Consider the following 18713-nt stretch of genomic DNA (forward strand, 5'->3'; position numbering starts at 1 on the left):
CCTAGCGGGCCGTGAGCAGGGCGGCGGTCCAGTCGGACGCGCCCGGGGCGGTCGGGGGCGGAAGGGCGGGCGCGGCCGGCGAGGTCGACCCCGCCGCCTGCGGGGTCCCGGGCATCTCGTGGGCCGGGTTGCCGCCCCACCGCGCCCCCGCCGGGATCTCCTCGCCCTTCATGACGAACGAGTCGGGGGCGATCTCCACGGCGTCGCCGACCGTGACGCCGTAGTGGACGAAGGCGCCGACGCCGAGCGTCACGCCCGCACCGAGCGTGGTGCGGTCGGACTTGAAGGCGCCGTCCTCCTGCGAGTGGCACTGGATGGTCGTGCCGAAGTTGATCGTGCAGTCGTCGCCGATCGTGGTCAGGGTGCGCTCGGTGAGGCCGAGGCCCTCGTCGTAGACGCGGCGCCCGATGCGGACGCCGAGCATGCGCGCGACCACGTTCTTGTACGGGGTGCCGCCGAGCAGCTTCTCCATCGGCGGGACCACGAGCTTCCAGAACCGCTCGTGCCGCCAGAAGACCGGGTCGTAGATGGAGCAGGACTTGGGGCGGAGCCGGCGGAAGCCGACCACGAGCCGCTCCCAGAGCACGAACCAGACGATCGTGAACAGCAGGCTGGCGACGAGCTCCAGGGCGAAGGCCGCCGGGCCGAAGTCGTGGAAGTGGTCCAGGGCGAGCAGCCCGAGCAGCAGCAGCCCGAGGACGTGACCCCAGCGCACGAACAGGGCGAGGCCGATGGTGACCAGGTTGTGCGCGTTCTTGCGGCGCAGCCGCCGGCGGCGCTCCCGGAGGTCGATCTCCAGCACGCGGTCCCGCTGGACGGTGCGGGGGATCTCGAAGGCGGGCGAGCCGAGCAGGCCCACGCCGGTGCGCACCGGCCCGTCGATCGGCACGGCGACCTTGGTGGCGAGCAGGCAGTTGTCGCCGGTCCGGCCGCCGATCGGGTAGGCGATGGCGTTGCCCAGGAAGTTGTTCCCGCCGATGGCGACCCGGGCGGTCCGGAACGAGGTGTTGGAGAAGTCCGCGTTGTTCACCGACAGCCCGTCGGCGACGACGGTGCCGCGGCCCACCGAGGTGAGGTACGGCGTCTCGTGGGCGACGGCCGAGCCGAAGTTCGAGCCGGTCTGCTCGACCTTCCCCAGGTCGTAGCCGAGCAGGTAGAGGTAGCCGGTGATGAAGGAGCTGTCGCCGAACAGGTAGACGAAGGTCTTGACGTTCGTCAGCCGGGTGACGGTGCGGTGCAGGGAGTAGCGCCAGCCGTAGACCGGGTACACGCGGTCCGGCCTGACGAACAGGGCTGCCAGCCGCGGCAGGGTGAGCACCAGCAGCAGCCCGACGAACAGGCCGCCGAAGACGATGATCGCCGACTCGGCCACGGCCTCGACGTAGAACGTGGAGGTCGTGTACCCCAGCGCACCGGGCTGCAGCAGCTCCTTGAACCGCGGGACCGCGTTGACCACGAGGAACAGGCCGCCGAAACCGAGGGGCAGGTAGATCCCGAACAGCTTCGCCAGCTGGCTCGTCACGTAGGTGACCTTGCGCAGCGAACGGGGCCGGACCGGCGGCACGGCCCGGAAGTCGGTGTCCGTCGGGACCGCCGGTGAACCGTGCCGGCTCTGCCCGGCCGGGACGCTCTGGCCGCGGTGCAGCGCGGAGGCGTGGCCGAGCTGCGCGCCGTCGCCCATGGCCGTGCCGATGTCGAGCACGCTCTTCTCACCGACCACGACGTCCCGGCCCAGCGTGACCCGCCCGGTCTGGATGCGGCCGGCGTGCGCCCGGTAGCCGAGCAGGAACGCGTCCTTGCGGATCACGGTGCCCGACCCGATCGTCACGAGGTCGGTGCAGACCGGCAGGTTGCGGGACAGGATCACGACGTCCTTGCCGACCTTCGCCCCGAGGGCCCGCAGGTAGAGCGTGTAGATCGGCGAGCCGACCATCAGCAGCGCGATCGGGTTGCCCCGGACGAGGGTCTTCACCAGCCAGAACCGGAAGTAGCGCAGGCCCCAGACCGGGAACTCCGTCTCCTTCCACCGCCCGACCAGCAGCCACTTCGCCGCGATCGGCAGCAGGCACAGCGCCAGGAAGGCGCCCGCGCCCGCCTCGACCGACCGGAGGTAGGTCTCCAGCACCGTGGTGCTCGTGGAGATCCACGTGTAGGCGCGGTCCATCACGTAGCCGGCGCCCGTGACGTAGAGCAGGAAGAGCAGCAGCTGCAGGAAGCCCGTGAGGTAGTAGCCCACGGTGCTGTGCCGCACGGGGCGGACCGGCTCCGGGGCGGCGGGCCGCGGGGCGGGACCCGACGACGGGAGCACGCCCGCCGCGGCCGCCATCCCGGCGATCGTCGGGTTGGCGTAGACGTCCCGGATGGAGATCGACGGCAGGTCCTCGCGCTTGCGCAGCCGCGCGCAGAACCGGGTCATCACCATGGAGTCGGCGCCGAGGTCGTCGAACACGTTGCGGTCGGTCGGCACCCGGTCGACGCCCAGCACCTCGGCCAGGACCTGCGCGAGCCCCTGGACGACGTCGTCGCCCGGGGCTCCGGCCGGGACCACCGGCGCGGCGGCGGGCATCGACGGCGCGAACGCGGTCGCGAGGCCGGCGATGGTCGGGTGCGCGTAGACGTCCTTGATCGAGATCGACGGCAGGTCGTCCCGCTTGCGCAGCCGCGCGCAGAACCGGGTCATCACCATCGAGTCGGCGCCGAGGTCGTCGAACACGTTGCGGTCGGTCGGGACGTGCTCGACCGCGAGCACCTCGGCCAGCACGCTCGCGAGCGCCGCGGCCAGGCCCGCCGTCGACGCCCCGCCGGCCGGCGTGCGGGCCGGGGCCGAGGGACGCGGCGCCGGGGTGGGCGGAGCCTGCCGGACCGGGGGCGGCGCGGGCGGGACAGGGGTGAACGCGGCCGGAGCGGGCGCGGCCGGGGCGGGAGTCGGGGCGGGAGTCGGGGCGGCTGACGGAGGGGCGAACGCGGCCGGGGCCGGTCGGGGCGGGGCGGGCGGCGGGAGCGGGGCCGAGGTGAAAGCGGCGGGCGCGACCGGACCGGGCCCGGGTGTGCTCCGCGGGAACGGAGTGGGCCGTGCGGGTGCGGACGACCGGGGAAAGGGCGTGGGCCGCGGGGGGATCGTGGCCGGTCGCGGGTACGGCGTGGGCCGCCGGGTCGCCGGAGCCGGGGCAGCCGAGGACGGAGCCGGAGATGCAGCCGGGGCCGGAGCAGCCGGAGCCGGGGCCGGAGCAGCCGGGGAGGAGGCGGGCGGCGCCGGGGCCGGAGCAGCCGGGGAGGAGGCGGGCGGCGCCGGGGGTGCGGGTGGTGCCGAGGGCGCCGCGGAGGTCGTCCCCAGGATCTGGTCGAGGATGAGGATGTCGGGCTTCGGCGCGGGCTCGGGCTTCGGCGCGGGTCCGAGCTCGGGCAGGGGTGCAGGCGCCGACCGCGGCGTCGGCGAGGGCTTCGGCCGCCGCGTCGGCGAAGGCCGCGGGGAGGACAGCGACGGGGACGGCGGCGGGGAGATCGGCGGGGAACTCGGCGCGGGGGAAGGCGCCTCGGGCGCGACCCCCTCCGGCCGCAGCCGCGAGAGCTGCTCCTGCAGCCGCGCGTTCTCCGCGCGCAGCCGGGTCATCTCGCCGCCGCGCAGCGGCAGGGCCGCCCGGTCCACCCGCCCGTCGGCGGTCAGCGGCAGGGACCCGAGCCGCTCCAGACGGGCCGGCACGTGGTCCGAGGCCAGCCGCTCGCGCAGCCACAACCCGATCTCCCGCTCGGTCAGCCCCGGGCTGTCGGCGCGCAGCGTGTAGAAGCCGATCAGCTCCGGCTCACCCGGTGCCGCCTCGTGCGCGGCCACGACCGCGGACGCGACCCCGGGCACCGCCAGCATCACCGACTCGACGGCCGTGAGGTCGACGCGCTCGCCGTCCACGGTCACCTGCAGCGCGATGCGGCCGCGGTACTCGATCTCGCCGGCGTCGTCGACCCGACCGAGGTCGCCGGTCCGGTAGATCCGGCCCGACGGGTTGCCGGGGATGCCGAGGAAGTCCTCGACGAACGCGTCGCCGGACGGGTCGGGGTAGCCGCAGGCGAGACCGAGCCCGGCCACGCCGATCTCGCCGGTCTCGCCGTGCCGCAGGGCGCGCCGCGGGGTGTCCGGGTCGAGCACGACGGCGGCGTAGGTCGGCAGCGGCACACCGATGGTCACCGGCTTGTCCGGGTGTGCCTCGGTCCACGTCGCGGTCACGGTCGCGCCGGGCGGCACGTAGGCGACGAGGAACCGGCGCCCGGGCCGGTGCCAGCGGGCGACCAGCCCCTGCGGGCAGGCCTCGCCCGTCACGAGGAGGAAACGCAGCTCGGCGAGGTCCTGCTCCAAAGTGGCCAGCACCGAGGGCGTGGTGCACAGCGCGGTGACGCGCCGGTCGCTGAGCTCGTCGTGCAGGGCGCTGCCGGTGAGGTTCGGGCCCTCGGGTGCGGGTACCAGGGTGGCGCCTGCCGCCCAGGCCATCCACACCTCCTCGACGCCGCCACCGGAGAACGGGGCGCGCCACTGGTAGAGGCGGTGCCCGCGCACGCCGAAGGACTCGGACGCGACGCGGACGACGTTGCAGATGCTGCGGTGGTCCACCTCGACGCGCTCGGACCAGCCGGCGGGGCCGGGTACGTACAGGACGTACGCGGGCCGGTCGGCGGGTTCGCCGCGTTCGGCGGGCTGCAGCCGCTGGGGGCTCATCTCGGCGATCAGGGCGGCGGCGTCGTCGACCGCGAGCACCTCGGCCCCGGCCGGCAGTGCCCCGACGACGGCGACGCGCCCGCGCAGGTGCGCGCGCGTGAGCACGAGCCGGGCCGCGGCGTCCGCGACGACGTACCCGAGCCGCTCGGCCGGGGCGGCGGGGTCGAGCGGCACGCAGGTGGCACCGATCTTCAGCACGGCGAGCAGGGCCACGTAGGACTCGACCCGGTCGTCGAACAGCAGGGCGACCCGGTCCCCCGCCTCGGCCCCGTGCAGGCGGAGGAACCGGGCGAGCCGGTTGGCGCGGGCGTCCAGCTCGTCGTAGGTCAGCGTGATCCCCACGCCGTCCACGGCGAGCTGGCCCGCCCGGCCGTACTCCCGGATCCAGTCGCACCGCTCCTCGAACACCGAGTCGAGACGCTCGTGCCGGCGCACGCGCCAGCCCTGCGCCTCGTGCCGGTCCACCAGGACCAGCTCCGAGAGCGGGACCGGCGCCGCGTCGGTGCGGTCGCCGGCTTCCGACATCGTCATGACTCAGGCCACCAGGCTCTCGTCGACCGGCTCGGCGGCGAGCACGTCGTCGCCGAAGTTGTCCCGGACCCACTCGGCCCGGTACAGCGTCTCCAGGTAGCGCTCGCCCAGGTCGGGGGCCAGCGTTACCGACGTGAGGTGCCCGGCCGAGTTCTGGTCCAGCCAGGCCTTCGCGCCCGCGACCACCGTGCCCGTCGAGCCGCCGAAGAGAAAGCCCTTTCTGGCGATGCGGTGGCACATGGCGATCGCGTCCGGCTCCTCGACGAACACGACGTCGTCGATGTAGGACCGGTCGAAGATGTCCGGCACGACGCTGGTGCCCAGGCCGGGGATCATCCGGCGCCCGGAGGGCTGGCCGAAGGTCACCGAGCCGACGGCGTCGACGGCGACGACGTGCACGTCCGGCCGGTACTGGCGGAACCAGCGGGCGCAGCCCATCAGCGTGCCGGTGGTGCCCGCCCCGACGAACAGGACGTCGAGCTGCGGGAACTCCTCGGCGATGGCCGGCGCGGTGGTGCGGAAGTGCGCCTTCCAGCTGTTGGGGTTGCTGTACTGGTTCAGGCAGTGCGCGTTCGGGTCGGACGCGAGGACGGCCCGCACGTACGCCTGCCGCGCGCCGAGGAAGCCCTCGGAACCGGCCTCGCGGATCACGCGGACGTCCGTGCCCATGGCCTCCATCAGCGCGATGGTGGCGGCGTTGCAGCGGACGTCGGTGACGCAGATGAAGCGGTAGCCCTTGTTGGCGGCGATGATGCTCAGCGCCACGCCCAGGTTGCCGGACGACGACTCGACCAGGGTCGACCCGGGACCGATCTCCCCGGCCCGCTCCGCGGCCTCGATCATCGACGCCGCGGCCTTGAGCTTCACGGAGCCGGCGAAGTTGAAGCCCTCGCACTTGAGGTAGAGCTCGTGCCCGACGACGGAGCGCAGGTCGACGAACAGTCGCTCCTCGGTGTATTCGTGCGGACCACTCACGATCGGCATTGCGGCCTCCCCCCATCGTGCAGCCTCGGTGCTGCGTTCCCCCGGTTCGTCGTCCGCGGTCGGTGCGGTTCGACGGGAACGAGAATGCTCTGGGGAGAGCCCAGGGACATTGGGGCAGATACCCGAGGTCACGGAGTGTTCCCCCTGACCCGGGCGGGGGTTGTCCCCCGGTGCTCCGGGGGGCCGCTCCCTCCCCCGCGGGGCCGCGAGCCCCGACCCTTCTCGGCACCACCCGCAGCAGCGGGCCCGTCGGGGGGAGGAACCCATGTCGGAGCACGACGCCGTACGCACCACGAGACCACCGAGCCGCCTGCACCTCGCCCTGGTCACCGGCGTGCCGTTCGGCCTGTTCTGGGGCGTGATCGTCGCCCTGCAGGACGGCCCGGTCGGCGACGCGGGCCCCGCGGCCTACGCGATCCTGGCCGGCGCGTCGGTCGTGGCGGGGGTCCTGTTCGGCGCGGCCATGGCCCTGGTCCTCGGCCACCTGCAGGAGCGGGCGGTGCAGCAGAGCGGCGTGCCCGGCGTGGTCGCGTACGGAACGGTGCGCGCCGCGGTCCCCGGACCGGAGGTGCTCGCCCGGGTCGCCGAGGCCGCCGCCCTGCTGCCCGGCGGCCGGGTGACGGCCGTCGACGCCGGCCGTGCCCTGCTGCGGACCGGGGTCTCCTGGCGCAGCTGGGGCGAGCGCGTGGAGGTCGAGGTGCTGCCGCAGGGACCGGCCGCGCGGGTCGTGCTGCGCAGCCGGCCGCTGGTCCCGTTCACCCTCGTCGACCAGGGCCGCAACGCCGAGAACGTCGCGCGGCTGGCCGCCTGGGTGGCCGACCTGCCCTGAGCCCTCCCCGATCCCGCATCCGGGGACACCCCCGTTTCGCGCCGCACGGGTCCGGGTAGGACCTGGGGTTGCCGAGCGGCGACGAGGGGCACGGAGGGCACGGACGGAGGTCGATGCCGGGTGGACCACACGCAGGCACCGGTGCTGGAGGCGCTCGAGGCGTACCACCGCGAGCGGCACACGCCCTTCACCCCGCCGGGGCACAAGCAGGGCCGCGGCGCCGATCCGCGCGTGCGGGCGGTCCTGGGCGAGGACGTCTTCCGGGCCGACGTCCTCGCCTCCAGCGGGCTCGACGACCGGGCCTCGTCGTCGGGGATCGTCGCCCGGGCGCAGGAGCTCATGGCCGACGCGGTCGGCGCCGAGAACGCCTTCTTCTCCACCTGCGGGAGCTCGTTGTCGGTGAAGAGCGCGATGCTCGCCGTCGCCGGCGGGCACGGCCGGCTGCTCGTCGGTCGGGACGCCCACAAGTCCGTGATCTCCGGCCTGGTGCTCTCGGGCCTGCAGCCGGTGTGGGTCCACCCCCGCTACGACGGCGAGCAGCACCTGGCCCACCCGCCGTCGCCGGCCGACGTCGAGCGGGCCCTCGACCGGGACTCGGACGTCGCCGGGGTGCTCGTCACCAGCCCGACCCCGTACGGCACCTGCGCCGACATCGCCGCGATCGCCGACCTGTGCCACGCGCGCGCGATCCCGCTGATCGTCGACGAGGCCTGGGGCGCGCACCTGCCCTTCCACGAGCGGCTGCCGACCTGGGCGATGGACGCGGGCGCGGACCTGTGCGTGGTCAGCATCCACAAGATGGGTGCCGGGCTGGAGCAGGGGTCGGTGTTCCACCAGCAGGGCGACCTGATCGACCCGACCTTCCTCGCGGCCTGCGCCGACATGCTCTCGACCACCAGCCCCAACGTCCTGTTGTGGGCGGGGATGGACGGCTGGCGGCGGCAGATGGTCGAGCACGGCCACGAGCTGCTCGGCCGCGCGCTCGACCTCGCCGACGACGTCCGCGAGCAGATCGCCGCGATCCCGGGGCTACTGCCCCTGCGCGACCAGCTGATCGGCAAGGAGGCGTCGCACGAGCTCGACGAGCTCAAGGTGCTCGTCGACCTGGACGAGCTGGGGATCAGCGGCTACCAGGCCGCGGACTGGCTGCGGGTGCACCGGGCCGTCGACGTCGGGCTGTCCGACCACCGCCGGATCGAGGCGCAGCTCTCGCTCGCCGACGACGCCGAGACCGCCGGCGTCCTGCTCGAGGCCCTGTCGGCGCTGGCCAGGGCGGCCGACGGGCTGCCGACGCCCCCGCCGGTCGACCTGCCGAGCCCCGAGGCGCTCGAGACGGACGCGGTGATGCTCCCGCGGGACGCCTTCTTCTCCCGGCTCGAGGAAATCCCGCTGCGCGAGGCGGAGGGCCGGGTCTGCGCGGAGCAGGTCACGCCGTACCCGCCCGGGATCCCCGTGCTCCTGCCCGGCGAGCGGATCACCCGGGAGGTCGTCGACTACCTGGCCACGGGCCTGCCGGCCGGGATGGTGCTGCCGGACCCGGCCGACCCGCAGCTGGACACGGTCCGCGTGGTGGCCCGGTGACCGGAGCCGCCGAGAAGGCGCCGGTCAGGCGTCGTAGTCGACGGTGACCCGCTCCGAGACCGGCAGGGTCTGGCAGGTCAGCACGAAGCCCGCGTCGACCTCCTCGTCCTCCAGCGCGTAGTTGCGGCGCATGCTGACCTCGCCGTCGGTGACCTTCGCCCGGCACGTGCCGCAGACCCCGCCCTTGCAGGCGAACGGGAGGTCGCCGCGGACCCGCTGGGCGGCGTCGAGCACCGTCTCGTCCCGGGGCAGCGCCAGCTCCGTCGACCGGCCGTTGAGCACCACCGTGACCTGGGCGGTCTCGCCGGTGGGGGCGTCGTCCGGGCGGTGCAGCTCGGGCGGCGGCTCGTCGACGTAGAACAGCTCCCGGTGGACCCGCTTGCGGTCGACGCCGAACTCCGTCAGCACGGCGACCGCGTCCTCGGTCATGCCGAGCGGCCCGCAGAGCCACCAGTGGTCCACGCCCTCGACGTCGACCAGCCCGCCGAGCAGCGTGCGGATCCGCTCGGCGTCGAGCCGGCCGGAGAAGATCTCCGCCTCGGTGGGCTCCCGGGACAGCACCGTGAGCAGGTGCAGCCGGGGGCCGTACTGGTTCTTGAGGTCGGCGATCTCCTCGGTGAACATCACCGTGTCGGTGCGGCGGTTGCCGTACAGCAGGGTGACCCGGGTGTCGTCGTGCGCGGCCAGCAGCGAGGCCACGATGGACAGCACGGGCGTGATCCCCGACCCGGCGGCGATCAGCCCGTGGTGCGTGCCGGCCGTCAGCTCCGGGGTGAAGCTGCCGGACGGCGGCCCGACCTCGACCTCGTCGCCGGGCTGCACGCGGTCGACCAGCCATTCGGAGAACAGCCCGCCGTCCACCCGGCGAACGCCGACCCGCGGGGCCGCGCCGGCGGGGGCGCAGATCGAGTACGAGCGGCGCTCCTCCCCCAGCCTCAGGGTGAGGTACTGGCCGGGCCGGAAGACGTAGGTGTCCTGCAGGTCCGCGGGCACGGCGAAGGTGACGGCCACGGCGTCGTCGCACAGCCGCTCCACCGCGCCGACCGTGAGCGTGTGGAAGCCGGCGGCCCGCGGGGTGACGACCTCGGTGTCGGTGCCCGTGCCGGGAGCGGTGCCGGACGTGCCGGCGCGGGCGTCCGTCGCGGTGCTCACTCAGATCTCCTTCATGTGCTCGAACGGCTCGCGGCACTCCGGGCACCGGCGCAGCGCGGTGCAGGCCGTGGGGCCGAAGCGGGAGAACTCCTCGGTCGCCGGCGAGTCGCAGCGCGGGCACCGGACCCGGGTCGACGGCGGCGCGAGGGTCAGCGGGACGGGCCCGGCCCCGGTGCGCGGGGCCGGCCCGGGCGGCGCGATCCCGGCCTCGGCCAGCTTGCGGCGGCCGGTGTCGGAGATCCAGTCCGTGCTCCACGCGGGCGAGAACACGGTGCGGACCCGCACGTCCCGGTACCCGGCGGCGGTCAGCGCGGCGCGGACGTCCGCCTGCATGACCTCGATGGCGGGGCAGCCCGAGTAGGTCGGGGTGAGGGTCACGGTGACCCCGTCGGCCGTCTCGTCGACCGCACGGACCACCCCGAGGTCCGCGAGCGTGAGCATCGGCATCTCCGGGTCGACGACCTCGGCGACGACCTCCCGCGCCGTCGACCGGGCCACCCCGGTCACCACGTCGCCCCCGGGTGCTGGCGGGCCAGGCCCTGCAGGTCGGCCAGGACGTGCCCGAGCTTCTCGGTGTGCACACCCTCGCGGCCACCGCGCCCGCCGATCGTGCCGGCGGCCGGGATCCCCGGGCGGCGCAGCGTCGCGGTGCCGATCACCTGGTCCAGCACGGCGTCGACCTCCTCGCGGACGGTCGCGGGGTCGACCGCGACGCCCTGCCCGGCGAGCCGGCGCTCGACGTCCGAGGTGCGGAAGAGCTCCTCGAGGTACGGCCACACGGCGTCGAGGCCGGCCTGCACGCGCTCGTGCGAGAGCGCGGTGCCGTCGCCGAGCCGGACGACCCAGCGGGCCGCGTAGTCCCGGTGGTAGGTCAGCTCCTTGACGCCCTTGGCCGCGACCGCGGCGAGCACCGGGTCCGCCGAGTCCTGCAGCCGGTGCAGCACGGCGAGCCGCCAGCTCGCGAACAGCAGCAGCCGGGCGACGCAGTGCGCGAAGTCGAGGTCGTCCGTGGGCTCGACGAGCCGGACGTTGCGGAACTCGGCCTCGGAGCGCAGGTAGGCGAGGGCGTCCTCGTCCGTCCACTCCGCGGGCGCGCCGCTCGCCGGTCGCGCGCCGAGGTGGCCGGCGCGGGCCAGCAGCACCCGGGCCTGGCCGAGCAGGTCCAGCGCCACGTTGGCCAGCGCGACCTCCTCCTCCAGCTCCGGGGCGTTCGCGACCCACTCGGAGAGGCGGTGCTGCAGGACCAGCGCGTCGTCGCCGAGCATCAGGCAGTAGGCGGCCAGATCGGCCGGGTCGGCGCCCTCGGGCGCCGGCGAGGTGATCTCGGCGCCCTCCTCCTCGACGATCCCGGTGCCGAACGCCCAGCGGGGGTCGTCGTGCCCGGCGGTCTCCGACAGCGACTGGTAGGCGTTGGTCGCGTCCTCCTCCATCGCGTGGGGGCTCATCGTCCGGCCTCGCTGCGCTCGGCCGACGCTTCGCCGGGACGCTGTGCCCAGGGTTCGCTCGCAAGCTCGCTCACAGGTGCGGCACCTCCTCCGGGATCGCGTAGAAGGTCGGATGCCGGTAGACCTTGTCGCCGGCCGGGGCGAAGAACGGGTCCTTCTCCGCCGGGCTGGACGCGGTGATGTCCTCGGCCTTGACCACCCAGATCGACACGCCCTCGTTGCGCCGGGTGTAGAGGTCGCGCGCGTTGTGCAGCGCCATCTCCGCGTCCGCGGCGTGCAGCGAGCCGACGTGCACGTGGTTCAGCCCGCGCTTGCCGCGCACGAACACCTCGTACAGCGGCCAGGTCCGCCGGCTCGGCCGCTCGCCCTGCCCGGTCTCCACGCCCGTCGTCGGGACGGCGCCGTGCCCGCCCTCCGCGGTCACCTCGGTCACCTCGGGGGTCTCGTCGCCCGGGATCATGCCGACACCTGCTTCTGCTTGTCCGCGTAGGCCCGGGCCGCCTCGCGCACCCAGGCCCCGTTCTCGTGGGCGCGGCGGCGGTGCGCCAGCCGCTGCGCGTTGGTCGGGCCGGCACCGGTGATGACGGCCTTGAACTCGCTCCAGTCCGGCTCGCCGTAGTCGTGCGCCTGCCGCTCGGGGTTCCACACCAGGTTCGGGTCCGGCAGCGTGACGCCCAGCGCCTCGGCCTGCGGCACGGTCATGTCGACGAACCGCTGGCGCAGCTCGTCGTTGGTGTGCCGCTTGATGCCCCACGCCATCGACTGCTGGGTGTTGGGCGAGTCCCCGTCCGGCGGACCGAACATCATCAGCGACGGCCACCACCACCGGTCCACCGACTCCTGGACCATCGCCTTCTGCTCCGGCGTGCCGTTCACCATCGCCAGCAGCAGCTCGTAGCCCTGCCGCTGGTGGAACGACTCCTCCTTGCAGATCCGCACCATCGCCCGCGCGTACGGCCCGTAGGAGCAGCGGCACAGCGGGACCTGGTTGCAGATCGCGGCGCCGTCGACCAGCCAGCCGATCACGCCGACGTCGGCGTAGGTCAGCGTGGGGTAGTTGAAGATCGAGGAGTACTTCTGCTTCGACTCGATCAGCTTCTCGGTCAGCTCCTCGCGGTCCACCCCGAGCGTCTCGGCCGCCGCGTAGAGGTACATCCCGTGGCCGGCCTCGTCCTGCACCTTGGCCAGCAGGATCGCCTTGCGCCGCAGCGACGGGGCCCGGGTGATCCAGTTCCCCTCCGGCTGCATGCCGATGATCTCCGAGTGCGCGTGCTGCGCGATCTGGCGGATCAGCGTCTTGCGGTAGGCCTCGGGCATCCAGTCCCGCGGCTCGATCCGCTGGTCCGCCTGGATCAGCCGGTCGAACCCCGCCTCCAGCTCCGCGCCGGGCTGGTCGGTCACCGTCATCGGGAACCTCCGTACCGAATGTTCGTTCGTCTGATGATGACGCACGGGTGCCATGAACGCAACCGGGGTCGGGAGTTCGGGCCGCGGGGTCGCGGGCTCAGGCGGGCGGGATGATCCCCTCGGAGACGATCCGGACGACCTCGGCCGGCAGCGACTCGGACCCGGGCCGCCCGGGCCGGTACCACTCGATGATCGAGTTGACGGTGCCGGAGAGCAGGCGGGCGGCGAGCGAGGGCTCCACCCCGGCCCGGACCTCGCCGTCGGCCACGGCCTCGGCGACCAGCGAGGCGATCGAGGCGTCGAACGCCCGGCGGCGCGCCAGGGCCCACCGTTCGGTCTCGGTGTTGCCCCGCACCCGCAGCAGCAGCGTGACGTACGGCAGCTCGGAGGTGAGCACCTCGACCTGGCGGAAGATGATGTGCCGCAGGCGGTCCAGGGCCGAGCCCTCCTGCGCCGCGGGCTCCTCGAGGATGCCGAACAGGCCGTCGAGCGCCCGGCTGAGCGCGGCCCGCAGCAGGTCCTCCTTGCCGCTGACGTGGTGGTAGAAGGAGGACTTCGTGATCCCCGCGGCGCGCGAGAGGTCCTCCATCGACGTCGCGTCGTAGCCGCGGGTGTTGAACTCCTGCACGGCCACCGCGAGCAGGGAGGACGCGTCGTAGACCGGCCGGCGCGCACCGGCGGCGCCCCGCGCGCGGCGGGTGCGCGCGGAGGGGGGCGGTTCGGACGGCGCGGCGGTCATCGGCCCTCGAACACGGGCGTGCGCTTCTCCAGGAACGCCTCGACGGCCTCGCGGTGGTCGCGGGTGACGCCGAGCCGCGCCTGCCCCTCCCCCTCGTTCGCCAGCACGGTGTCGAGCGAGGACACCGCGCCGATCGCGACCGCCTTCTTGATCTCTGCGTAGGCGAGGGTGGGGCCGGCCGCGAGCCGGCGGGCCAGCTCGAGCCCGGCGCCGAGCACCTCCTCGGCCGGCACCACGGCCCGGACCAGGCCGGACGCCAGCGCCTGCTGCGCGTCGAAGGACTCGCCGAGCAGCAGCAGCTCGGTCGCCCGGGCGGCGCCGAGCGAGTGCACCAGGCTGGCCGAGAGCCCGGAGTCCGCGGTGAGCCCGATGGCGGCGAAGGCCGTGGCGAACGTGGTGCCCTCGGCCGCGACGCGCAGGTCGCAGGCCAGCGCGAAGCCGAGGCCCGCGCCGACGGCGCCACCGTTGATCGCGCAGACGACCGGCTTCGGCATCGTGGCGATCGCCCGAACGATCGGGTTGTAGTGCTTCTCGACCGTGTCGAAGGAGGTCGAGGCGTCGCCCCGCAGCGACTCGACGTGCTCGCCGAGGTCCTGCCCGACGCAGAACGACTTGCCGGTCCCGGTCAGGACGACCGCGCGGACCGCGGCGTCCGACCCCACCCGCTGCAGCGCCTCGAGCAGCGCCTCCTTGACCTCGACGGTCAGGGAGTTGCGCTTCCGCGGCCGGTTCAGCGTGACGATCGCGACGGCCGGGTCCTTCTCGTCGGCGGTGACGAGGACCGCCGGGCCCTCGGGTTCGGCCGCACCACTGTTCGTCTGCACGCGGTCATGCTAGCGTCTCCGAGCAACCGAACGATCGTTCGCCGCGAGATCGAGTGACCGCGGCGGACGCACCGGCTTCCCGACGACGAGGAGACCGCCCGTGAGCATCCCGGTCCTGCGCAGCCACGTCTCCGGTAACTGGCACACGCCGACCGACGAGGGCCGCCCCCTGTACGACGCCGTGACGGGCGAGGAGATCGCCCGGATCTCCTCCGCCGGGATCGACTTCGGCGCGGCCCTGCGCTACGGCCGCGAGACCGGCGGGCCGGCGCTGCGTGAGCTGACCTTCCACCAGCGCGCGGCCCTGCTGAAGGCGTTGGGCCAGCACCTGCGCGAGCACCGCGAGGAGCTCTACGCCGTCTCCGCCCGGACCGGCGCCACGCTCGGCGACTCGAAGTTCGACGTCGACGGCGGCATAGGCGTGCTGCTCGCCTACGCCTCCAAGGCCAAGCGCGAACTGCCCAACGACACCGTCCACGTCGACGGCGACGTCGAGCCGCTCGGCCGCGGCGGCACCTTCCTCGGCCAGCACCTCTGCGTACCGCTGCGCGGCGTCGCGGTGCAGGTCAACGCGTTCAACTTCCCGGTCTGGGGCCCGCTGGAGAAGCTCGCCCCGGCCTTCCTCGCCGGCGTCCCGAGCCTGGTCAAGCCCGCGAGCCCGACGGCCTTCCTGACCGCGAAGCTGGTCGAGCTGATCGTCGACTCCGGGATCCTGCCGGCCGGCAGCCTGCAGTTCGTGGCCGGCTCGCTCGGCGACACCTTCGACCACCTCACCGGCCAGGACCTGGTCTCCTTCACCGGCTCTGCCAGCACCGCGCAGACCCTGCGCACCCATCCCGCGATCGTCCGCAACGCCGTCCGGTTCACCGCCGAGGCCGACTCGCTCAACCTCTCCGCCCTCGGGCCCGACGCCACCCCGGGCACGGCGGAGTTCGACCTGTTCGTCAAGGGCCTGGTCGCGGAGATGACGGTCAAGGCCGGGCAGAAGTGCACCGCGATCCGCCGCGCCTTCGTCCCCGCCGCGCAGGTCGACGCCGTCGTCGAGGCCGTCACCGCCAGGCTCGCGAAGACCGTGATCGGCAATCCGGCCAGCGAGGGCGTCCGGATGGGCGCGCTGGCGAGCCTGGACCAGCGCGAGGAGGTCCGCCGCAGCGTCAAGGCCCTCGCCGACGCCGGCCGGATCGTGTTCGGCGACCCGGAGAAGGTCGAGGTGGTCGACGCCGACGCCGACCGCGGCGCGTTCGTCTCGCCGATACTGCTGGTCGGCGACCCGCGGCGGGCCGAGCCGCACGAGGTCGAGGCGTTCGGCCCGGTCTCGACGATCCTCCCCTACGAGTCCACGGCGCAGCTGATCGACTACGCGGCGCGCGGCCAGGGCAGCCTCGCCGGCTCGATCGTCACCGCGGATCCCGCGTTCGCCCGCGAGGTCGTGCTGGGCACCGCCGCCTTCCACGGCCGGCTCCTCGTGCTGAACGAGAAGGACGCCAAGGAGTCCACCGGGCACGGCTCGCCGCTGCCCCAGCTCGTGCACGGCGGGCCCGGTCGCGCGGGCGGCGGCGAGGAGATGGGCGGCATCCGCGGCGTGCTGCACCACATGCAGCGCACCGCCGTCCAGGCCGACCCGGACACCCTCGCCGCGATCACCGGCCGCTGGGTCGCCGGCGCCGAGCGCCGCGAGACCGAGCGGCACCCGTTCCGGCTGCACCTCGAGGAGCTGAAGCCCGGCGACACCATCGTCGCCGGCCCGCGGCGGGTGACCCAGGAGGACGTCGAGCACTTCGCCGAGTTCACCGGGGACACCTTCTACGCCCACATGGACGCCGAGGCCGCCGCCGCGAACCCGTTGTTCGGCGAGCGCGTCGCGCACGGCTACCTCATCGTCTCCCTGGCCGCCGGGCTGTTCGTCGACCCCGACCCCGGCCCCGTGCTGGCCAACTTCGGCGTGGACAACCTCCGGTTCCTCACCCCGGTCACGTTCGACGACGAGCTCACCGTGACCCTGACCTGCAAGCAGCTCACCCCGCGCGAGTCCGCCGGCTACGGCGAGGTCCGCTGGGACGCCGACGTCACCCGTCAGGACGGCCAGTCCGTCGCCCGGTACGACGTCCTCACCCTCGTCGCCAAGAAGGAGGCCGGTCAGTGAGCACCCCGACCACCGCCCGCCGGCTGGGCGAGGCGCCGCACCCGCAGACCCTCGACCCGGCCGAGCGCATGTCGACGGACGAGCTGCGGGCGCTGCAGCTCGAGCGGCTGCAGTGGAGCCTGCGGCACGCCTACGACAACGTGCGGCACTACCGCCGGTCCTTCGACGCCGCCGGAGTGCACCCGGACGACTGCAAGGACCTCGCCGACCTCGCCAAGTTCCCGACCACGAGCAAGGCCGACCTGCGGGAGAACTACCCGTTCGGGATGTTCGCGGTGCCGCAGGCCGAGGTCCGGCGGATCCACGCGTCGTCCGGCACCACGGGCCGGCCGACGGTCGTCGGCTACACCGAGCGGGACATCGACACCTGGGCGGGCCTCGTCGCCCGGTCGATCCGGGCCGCGGGCGGGCGCCCGGGGCACAAGGTGCACAACGCCTACGGCTACGGCCTGTTCACCGGCGGGCTCGGCGCGCACTACGGCATCGAGAAGCTGGGCGCGACCGCGATCCCGGTCTCCGGCGGCATGACCCCGCGCCAGGTCCAGCTGATCCGGGACTTCGAGCCGGACGTGATCATGCTGACCCCCAGCTACATGCTCACGCTGCTCGACGAGTTCGAGCGGCAGGGCGTCGACCCCCGCTCGACCTCGCTGAAGGTCGGGATCTTCGGCGCCGAGCCGTGGACCGAGCAGATGCGCACCGAGATCGAGGACCGCATGGACATGCACGCGGTCGACATCTACGGCCTGTCCGAGGTCATGGGGCCCGGCGTCTCCCAGGAGTGCGTGGAGACCAAGGACGGGCTGCACATCTGGGAGGACCACTTCCTGCCCGAGGTCATCGACCCGCTGGACGGGACCGTGGTGGCGGACGGTGAGGAGGGCGAGCTCGTCTTCACCTCGCTGACCAAGCAGGCCCTGCCGATCATCCGCTACCGCACCCGCGACCTGACCCGGCTGCTGCCTGGCACGGCCCGGCCGTCCATGCGCCGGATGGAGAAGATCACGGGCCGCAGCGACGACATGATCATCCTGCGCGGGGTGAACCTCTTCCCCACCCAGATCGAGGAGATCGTGCTGCGCACCCCCGGGTTCGCGCCGCACTTCCAGCTCGAGCTCACCACGCAGGGCCGGATGGACGCCCTCACCGTCCGCGTCGAGGCCCGGCCGGACGCGTCCGCGGAGCGCCGCCGGGCCGCGGCCGTCGAGCTGGTCAAGGCGGTCAAGGACACCATCGGAGTCTCGGTGACCTGCGACGTCGTCGACCCGGACACCCTGGAGCGCTCGGTCGGCAAGCTGCAGCGCCTCCGTGACCTGCGCGCGAAGTAGCAGGTCCGCCGTGGTCGTGAGTGCCTACTGCCGTTCCAGGGGCAGTAGGCACTCACGGGGTGAGGAGCGCGCGGGTCTCGGCGGGGGTCGCGGGGCGGGTGCCGAGGCGGTCGAGGAGGGCGAGCAGCTCCTCCACCAGCTCGGTGTTCGACGGCCGGCGGTCGCCCGCGTGGTCCTCCAGCCCGACGCGGACGTGCCCACCCCGCTCGATCGCGATCTCGGCGAGCCCGCAGCCCACGACGTCGCCGCCGAGGACCGCGACCGACCACGGCAGGCCGGTCGGGCGCAGCAGCTCCAGGTAGGCCTCGAGCGCCGTCCCCGTCGGCGGCAGGCCGAACTCCAGGGTCCCGCCGAAGTAGAGCTTGACGATCCCGCCCGCCGGCAGGCGGCCGGCGCGCTGCAGCGTGGCCACCGTGCGCAGGAACCCCGGTTCGAAGATCGAGAAGCTCGGCAGCGCGCCCAGCTCGCGGGTGCGCGCGCACATGTACTCGGTGTCGGCGATCGAGTTCTGGTAGGGCTCGGCGGCGGCCGGGGCCGGGCACCGGCCGTCCGTCGTCAGCCCCACGTTCACCGAGCCCGGGTCGATCAGGGTCATGCCGCCGAGGCCGGCGAGCTCGGCGACGTGCGCCCATCGCCGCTCGACCGGGATGCCCCGGGCGCCGGCCGCCATCGTCGGGTAGAGCAGCAGGTCGGGGTGCCGCTCCCGCACCGGTCCCCACGCCGCGCGGTAGGGCCCGGCCGCGTGCACGCCGTCCGCGGTGAACATCGGCTCGTCGTTGTGGTTGTGCACGATCGTGGCCCCCAGCCGCGCGCAGGCCAGGGCGTCGGCGGTGATCTCGGCCGGGGTGCGGGGGACGTGCGGGTTGACCCTGCGCGGGGTGGCCCCGTTCACGGCGACCTCGACGATCACGGGTGGTCGGTCCATGGCCCCGTACCCTCGCCGCCCGCGCGCACCGCGACAACCCGTGTGATTCCCTACCGTCGGGTAACCCCGGCGTCCGCCCGGGGTGCACACTCGAACCCAGCACCACCCCTCCAGCGAAGG

The 18713-nt window shown here is 73.9% G+C and carries 14 protein-coding genes; 4 read left to right on the forward strand and 10 right to left on the reverse strand.

All coding sequences use genetic code 11. The features are described 5' to 3' along the window. Position 1: 1 nt before the first annotated feature. A complete protein-coding gene (locus tag ABD990_RS18540) occupies positions 2-5236 on the reverse strand; it encodes a Pls/PosA family non-ribosomal peptide synthetase (protein WP_345381827.1) in 5235 nt (1744 codons plus the stop codon). Between the two features lie 3 nt (positions 5237-5239). Then, entirely contained in the window at positions 5240-6220 is a 981-nt protein-coding gene (gene sbnA, locus ABD990_RS18545) for a 2,3-diaminopropionate biosynthesis protein SbnA (protein ID WP_345381828.1), read from the reverse strand. A 265-nt stretch (positions 6221-6485) separates the two neighbouring features. On the opposite strand from sbnA, the gene ABD990_RS18550 reads away from it, so the two are divergent. Together ABD990_RS18550 and ABD990_RS18555 are read left to right on the forward strand one after the other, a co-directional pair. Then, a complete protein-coding gene (locus tag ABD990_RS18550; RefSeq protein ID WP_345381829.1) occupies positions 6486-7049 on the forward strand; it encodes a hypothetical protein in 564 nt (187 codons plus the stop codon). A 120-nt stretch (positions 7050-7169) separates the two neighbouring features. After that, the gene (locus ABD990_RS18555; RefSeq protein WP_345381830.1) at positions 7170-8630 is read left to right on the forward strand and encodes an aminotransferase class I/II-fold pyridoxal phosphate-dependent enzyme; all 1461 of its coding nucleotides are present in this window, start codon (positions 7170-7172) and stop codon (positions 8628-8630) included. Between the two features lie 24 nt (positions 8631-8654). On the opposite strand, the gene paaE is transcribed toward ABD990_RS18555, so the two are convergent. The 7 genes from paaE to ABD990_RS18590 all read right to left on the reverse strand — a co-directional run bounded on the left by paaE (position 8655) and on the right by ABD990_RS18590 (position 14197). Next, positions 8655-9665, reverse strand: coding sequence for a 1,2-phenylacetyl-CoA epoxidase subunit PaaE (gene paaE, locus ABD990_RS18560; protein ID WP_345381996.1), 1011 nt, complete (start codon positions 9663-9665; stop codon positions 8655-8657). Between the two features lie 117 nt (positions 9666-9782). Next, the gene (gene paaD, locus ABD990_RS18565; RefSeq protein ID WP_425569624.1) at positions 9783-10280 is read right to left on the reverse strand and encodes a 1,2-phenylacetyl-CoA epoxidase subunit PaaD; all 498 of its coding nucleotides are present in this window, start codon (positions 10278-10280) and stop codon (positions 9783-9785) included. Between the two features lie 5 nt (positions 10281-10285). Next, positions 10286-11227 (reverse strand): 1,2-phenylacetyl-CoA epoxidase subunit PaaC, encoded by a 942-nt coding sequence (gene paaC, locus ABD990_RS18570; RefSeq protein WP_345381833.1) that lies wholly within the window; start codon positions 11225-11227, stop codon positions 10286-10288. A 70-nt stretch (positions 11228-11297) separates the two neighbouring features. Next, positions 11298-11609 (reverse strand): 1,2-phenylacetyl-CoA epoxidase subunit PaaB, encoded by a 312-nt coding sequence (gene paaB, locus ABD990_RS18575; RefSeq protein WP_345381997.1) that lies wholly within the window; start codon positions 11607-11609, stop codon positions 11298-11300. Positions 11610-11683: 74 nt separating this feature from the next. Further along, positions 11684-12634 (reverse strand): 1,2-phenylacetyl-CoA epoxidase subunit PaaA, encoded by a 951-nt coding sequence (gene paaA / locus ABD990_RS18580; protein WP_345381834.1) that lies wholly within the window; start codon positions 12632-12634, stop codon positions 11684-11686. 97 nt (positions 12635-12731) lie between these two features. Beyond that, positions 12732-13373 (reverse strand): TetR/AcrR family transcriptional regulator, encoded by a 642-nt coding sequence (locus tag ABD990_RS18585; protein WP_345381835.1) that lies wholly within the window; start codon positions 13371-13373, stop codon positions 12732-12734. Beyond that, the gene (locus tag ABD990_RS18590; RefSeq protein ID WP_345381836.1) at positions 13370-14197 is read right to left on the reverse strand and encodes an enoyl-CoA hydratase/isomerase family protein; all 828 of its coding nucleotides are present in this window, start codon (positions 14195-14197) and stop codon (positions 13370-13372) included. The genes ABD990_RS18585 and ABD990_RS18590 overlap by 4 nt, the downstream gene beginning before the upstream one ends. Before the next feature lie 106 nt (positions 14198-14303). Between ABD990_RS18590 and paaZ the strand changes: the two genes are divergently transcribed. Together paaZ and paaK are read left to right on the forward strand one after the other, a co-directional pair. Then, positions 14304-16340, forward strand: coding sequence for a phenylacetic acid degradation bifunctional protein PaaZ (paaZ, locus tag ABD990_RS18595; protein ID WP_345381998.1), 2037 nt, complete (start codon positions 14304-14306; stop codon positions 16338-16340). A 68-nt stretch (positions 16341-16408) separates the two neighbouring features. Then, complete coding sequence (paaK, locus tag ABD990_RS18600; protein ID WP_345381999.1) at positions 16409-17668, forward strand: phenylacetate--CoA ligase PaaK; 1260 nt, start codon at positions 16409-16411, stop codon at positions 17666-17668. A gap of 52 nt (positions 17669-17720) precedes the next feature. On the opposite strand, the gene ABD990_RS18605 is transcribed toward paaK, so the two are convergent. Then, complete coding sequence (locus tag ABD990_RS18605) at positions 17721-18593, reverse strand: beta-keto acid cleavage family enzyme (protein ID WP_345381838.1); 873 nt, start codon at positions 18591-18593, stop codon at positions 17721-17723. Positions 18594-18713 lie beyond the last annotated feature (120 nt).

Source organism: Pseudonocardia yuanmonensis (assembly GCF_039542425.1).
Taxonomy (GTDB): domain Bacteria; phylum Actinomycetota; class Actinomycetes; order Mycobacteriales; family Pseudonocardiaceae; genus Pseudonocardia; species Pseudonocardia yuanmonensis.